This window comes from Immundisolibacter sp. (assembly GCF_041625615.1).
Lineage (GTDB): Bacteria > Pseudomonadota > Gammaproteobacteria > Immundisolibacterales > Immundisolibacteraceae > Immundisolibacter.
Genome location: NZ_JBFJTF010000163.1, coordinates 1 through 4,406, shown reverse-complemented (window position 1 = coordinate 4,406; position 4,406 = coordinate 1). Strand labels below are relative to the sequence as shown.

General features: G+C 69.5%; 2 protein-coding genes. Both read left to right on the top strand.

From position 1 onward, the window contains the following. Positions 1–2,477: indolepyruvate ferredoxin oxidoreductase family protein (locus ABYX71_RS10635; RefSeq protein ID WP_372696473.1), on the top strand; the 2,477-nt coding region annotated here is incomplete at its 5' end. A gap of 242 nt (positions 2,478–2,719) precedes the next feature. Further along, the gene (locus ABYX71_RS10630; protein WP_372696472.1) at positions 2,720–4,384 is read left to right on the top strand and encodes a carboxypeptidase regulatory-like domain-containing protein; all 1,665 of its coding nucleotides are present in this window, start codon (positions 2,720–2,722) and stop codon (positions 4,382–4,384) included. Positions 4,385–4,406: the final 22 nt, after the last annotated feature.

Below are 4,406 nucleotides of genomic sequence, written 5' to 3'. Positions count from 1 at the left end.
GTCTGGAGCAGCTGCTCATCGTCGAGGAAGGCCGCCCCATCCTCGAGAGCCAGATCAAGGACCTGCTGTTCGCCCTGCCGGACGGACGCCGCCCGCGCGTACACGGCAAGCGGACCGCCGACGGCGAGCTGCAGTTCGCCGACCACGGCGAGCTCACGCCGCGGCTGATCGCCCGGGCCCTGGCCGCCCGGGTCGGCGCGCTGGCGCCGCAGGCCGGACTCGACGCCCGCCTGGCACTGCTGGACGGCCAGCGCGAGCGCAGCACCGGCTACCAGGCCAAGTTCCAGCGCACGCCGTATTTCTGCTCCGGCTGCCCGCACAACACCAGCACCCGCGTACCCGACGGCAGCGTGGCGCTGGCCGGCATCGGCTGCCACTTCCTGGCCCAGCGCATGGAGCGCAACACCAAGACCTGGACCCACATGGGCGCCGAAGGCGTCAGCTGGGTCGGCCTGGCGCCGTTCACGGACCTCAAGCACGTGTTCGTCAACCTCGGCGACGGCACCTACTACCACTCCGGCCTGCTGGCCATCCGCCAGGCGGTCGCCGCCGGCGTCAACATCACCTACAAGATTCTCTACAACGACGCCGTGGCCATGACCGGCGGCCAGCCGGTGGACGGCCCGATCAGCGTGGCGCAGATCACCCACCAGCTGCACGGCGAGGGTGTGCAGCGCATCGCCGTGGTCTCGGACGGGCCGGAGAAGTTCCACCGCCGCGACCTCGCCGAGGGCACCACGCTGGACCATCGCGACCAGCTCGACGCGGTGCAGCGCGAGCTGCGCGAATACCCCGGCGTGTCGGTGCTGATCTACGAGCAGACCTGCGGCACCGAGAAGCGCCGCCGGCGCAAGCGCGGCACGCTGGCCGAACCGGACAAGCGGGTGTTCATCAACGACCGCGTGTGCGAGGGCTGCGGTGACTGCTCGGTCAAATCCAACTGCCTGTCCGTGCTGCCGCTGGAGACCGAATACGGCCGCAAGCGCGCCATCGACCAGTCCGCCTGCAACAAGGACTACTCGTGCGTGAAGGGCTTCTGCCCGAGCTTCGTCACCGTCCACGGCGGCAGCCTGGCGCGCCGGCGCGGCAGCGCGGTGCCGGCCGACCTGCTGGCCGGCCTGCCGGACCCGGCCCAGCCGCAACGTGACGGCGCGTTTGCCATGCTGATCGCCGGCATCGGCGGCATGGGCGTGGTCACCGTGAGCCAGCTGCTGGCCACCGCCGCGCACATGGAGGGCCGCCACGCCCTGACCCTGGACGACACCGGCCTGTCGCAGAAATTCGGCTCGGTGTTCAGCCACCTGCAGATCGCCGAGCAGCCGGACGCCCTGCACGCGGCGCGGGTGGGCGACGGCAACGCCGACCTGCTGCTGGGCCCGGACCTGGTCACCTGCGCCAGCGAGAAAGTGCTGGCCAAGGCGCGCGCCGGCCACACGGCGGCCGTGGTCAACACCTACGAGCAGATGACCGGCGACTTCACCCGCCGCCCTGACCTGGCCCTGCCGGGTCAGGACCTGAAATACGCGGTCGGCGACTTCTGCGGCGACGGCAACGCCCACTTCGTGGACGCCACGCGCCTGTCGCGCCAGCTGATCGGTGACGCCATCGGCGCCAACATGTTCCTGCTCGGTTACGCCTGCCAGCGTGGCCTGCTGCCGCTGTCACCGGCCGCCATCGAGCGCGCCATCGAACTGAACGGCGTGTCCGTGGACGGCAACACCAGCATCTTCCGCTGGGGCCGGCTGTACGCGGTACACCCGCGCCAGGTGGAGGACATTGCCGCCGCCCAGCACAGCGGGCCGGTGGAGCCGTTCGCACCCGACCTGCCAACGCTGGTCGCCCGGCGCGTCGAAGACCTCACCGCCTACCAGAACGCCGCCTACGCGGCGCGCTACCAGGCACTGGTCGAGCGTGTACAGCAGGCGGAGCGCGAACGCGCCAAGGGCCTGTCGGGCCTGGCCGAGGCGGTGGCGCACAACTTCTACAAGCTGCTCGCCTACAAGGACGAGTACGAGGTGGCGCGCCTGTATACCAACGGCGAGTTCCTGGCCAAGCTGCGCGAGACCTTCACCGGCGACACGCGCCTGCGCTTTCACCTGGCACCGCCGCTGCTGGCGCGCCGCGACCCGGTCAGCGGCGAGCTGCAGAAGCGCGAATACGGCGGCTGGATACTGCCGCTGATGCGGGGATTGGCGAAGCTCAAGTTCCTGCGTGGCACGCTGCTCGATCCGTTCGGCCACACCGCCGAGCGGCGCATGGAGCGGCGCCTGATCGAGGATTACGCCACCACGGTCGACACCTTGCTGGCCGGCCTCGACCACGACAGCCACGCCCTGGCGATCGAAATCGCCAGCCTGCCGCAACAGATGCGCGGATTCGGGCACATCAAGGAAGCCAACGTCGAGCGAACCCTCGCGCGCCAGACCGAGCTGCTCGCCAGCTACACCACGCCGGCACGGCGCGATCGCGCCGCCTGACGCTGCCCGCAGCGGCTGGCGGCCGGCTCCTGGCCGCCAGTCCCACCCCCTCCCGACCGCCGCCCTGCAGCAGCCAGCGGCGCGACGCCGCGTTGCCTTAACGAACGCTCTGTATTAGATTCGGGCGCCTGCACGAAGCGCCGCGCAGACGGCCACGGCACCGCGCGATGGAGGAGAGAATGGCAGCAGCTGCCACCGGCCGCGGCCGGCATGTACGGAGGCTGGCGGCGGCGGTGCTTTTGATGCCCGCCGCCGCCTTTGCCTTGGAAGGGCAGGTACTCGACGCCTCCGGCCAGCCCGTGGCGCAGGCCATGATCAAGCTGGCGCCACCGCAGCTGGCGGTCGGCGACTCCACCTACACCATGTTCACCACCCCCGATGGGCGCTTCGCCTTTCCGGCGCAGGCGGCGGGAACACGACTGACCGTGCGCAAGCTCGGCTTCGAGACCGTCACGGTTCCGGCCGGCGACAGCGCCCAGATTCGCCTGACCACCGCCGACAACCTGGCTGACCAGGTGCCGCCTTCGGGCTGGCTGCCACGCACCGGCGCCGACGACCTGGCGCGTGCCAACACAGTGCTGCAATGCACCGGCTGCCATCAGTTGCCGTCGGAAAAGATGCAGCACTACTCGCGCATGCTGGACGGCAAGAGCGAGGCCGAGAAGCAGGTGGCCTGGAAGGCCATGATCGACTACATGCGCGTGAAGTTCGTGCAGATCGGGCCCGACCAGACCCTGTACGACCCGACGCGCATGGACTTCAAGAACGTGCTCGACCCGGCGGCCGGCTTTTTCGATGCGCACGACGAGGCGCAGATCTCGGCCTTTCTGGCCAAACACCTGCCCACACGCTTCGACCAACTGACGCAGTTCGACTACGGCGCGCCGCTCGGCGTGACGGCGCACACCCTGATGCGGGAAATCCAGCTGCCACAGGATTCCTTCGTCCGCGAGGTCGGCCTCACGCCCGAGTCACCGTACCTGTGGGGCGCCGACCTGCAGCACAACCGGCTGCTGCGGGTCGATCCGCGAACCGGCGAACAGAAGCCCTACCCGGTGCCCTACGACGGGCCCACCGGGCCGCACACCATCGTCGACACGCCGGACGGCGACTTCTGGATCACCATGCTGGAGCAGGGCGTGGTCGGCCGCTTCGATCCCAGGACCGAAAAGTGGCAGCTGTTCGACAAGTTCGGCACCTACGAAATGGCGCACGACGTCGCCTACAACTACCAGTTCTACGCCACGCCGGACACCCAAGGGCGCTACTGGTTCACGCTGATCGGCAGCAACCGCATGGCGCGCCTGGACCCGCGGACCGGCGAGGCGGTGATGGTCGACACGCCGCGGCGCGACGACCAGTCGGCCCTGCACGCCGCGCTCTACGGCGCCGTGATCACGCGTGACGGCAAGCGCGTGTGGTTCTCGCAGCTGTCCGGCGGCGTCGGCGCCGTCAACACGGAAACCGGCAAGGTCGATGTCTACCTGCCGCTGGCGCAGGGCGCCGGCCCGCGGCGCATGGCGCTGGATGACCAGGACGTGCTGTACGTGCCGCTGTTCGGCACCGGCGAACTGCTGATCTATGACAGCACGTCCGACACCGAACTGGCACGGGTGATGATGCCCGACCCCAACAATGCGGCCTACAGCGCGGTGTGGGATCCGTGGCGCCGGGTGATCTGGATCGGCACCAGCAACGCGGACGTGATCTACCGCTTCGACCCGGACGACCGCAGCTTCGCCGTGTATCCGCTGCCCAGCGACATGGGCTACCTGCGCATGATCACGTTCGACCGGCGCAACGGCAACCTGTGGACCGCCTACTCCAACATCCCCACCGGCGCCGGCCCGAGCCGCTTTCTGATGATCGACCCCGGCGACCGGATCAACGTCGGCCAGGCGCCCTGACGCGACGACCCACGGCGATCGC

Coding starts and splice junctions, on each gene's coding strand:
- ABYX71_RS10630 (WP_372696472.1), top strand. CDS start 2,720: ATGCCCGCCGCCGCCTTTGCCTTGGAAGGGCAGGTACTCGACGCCTCC.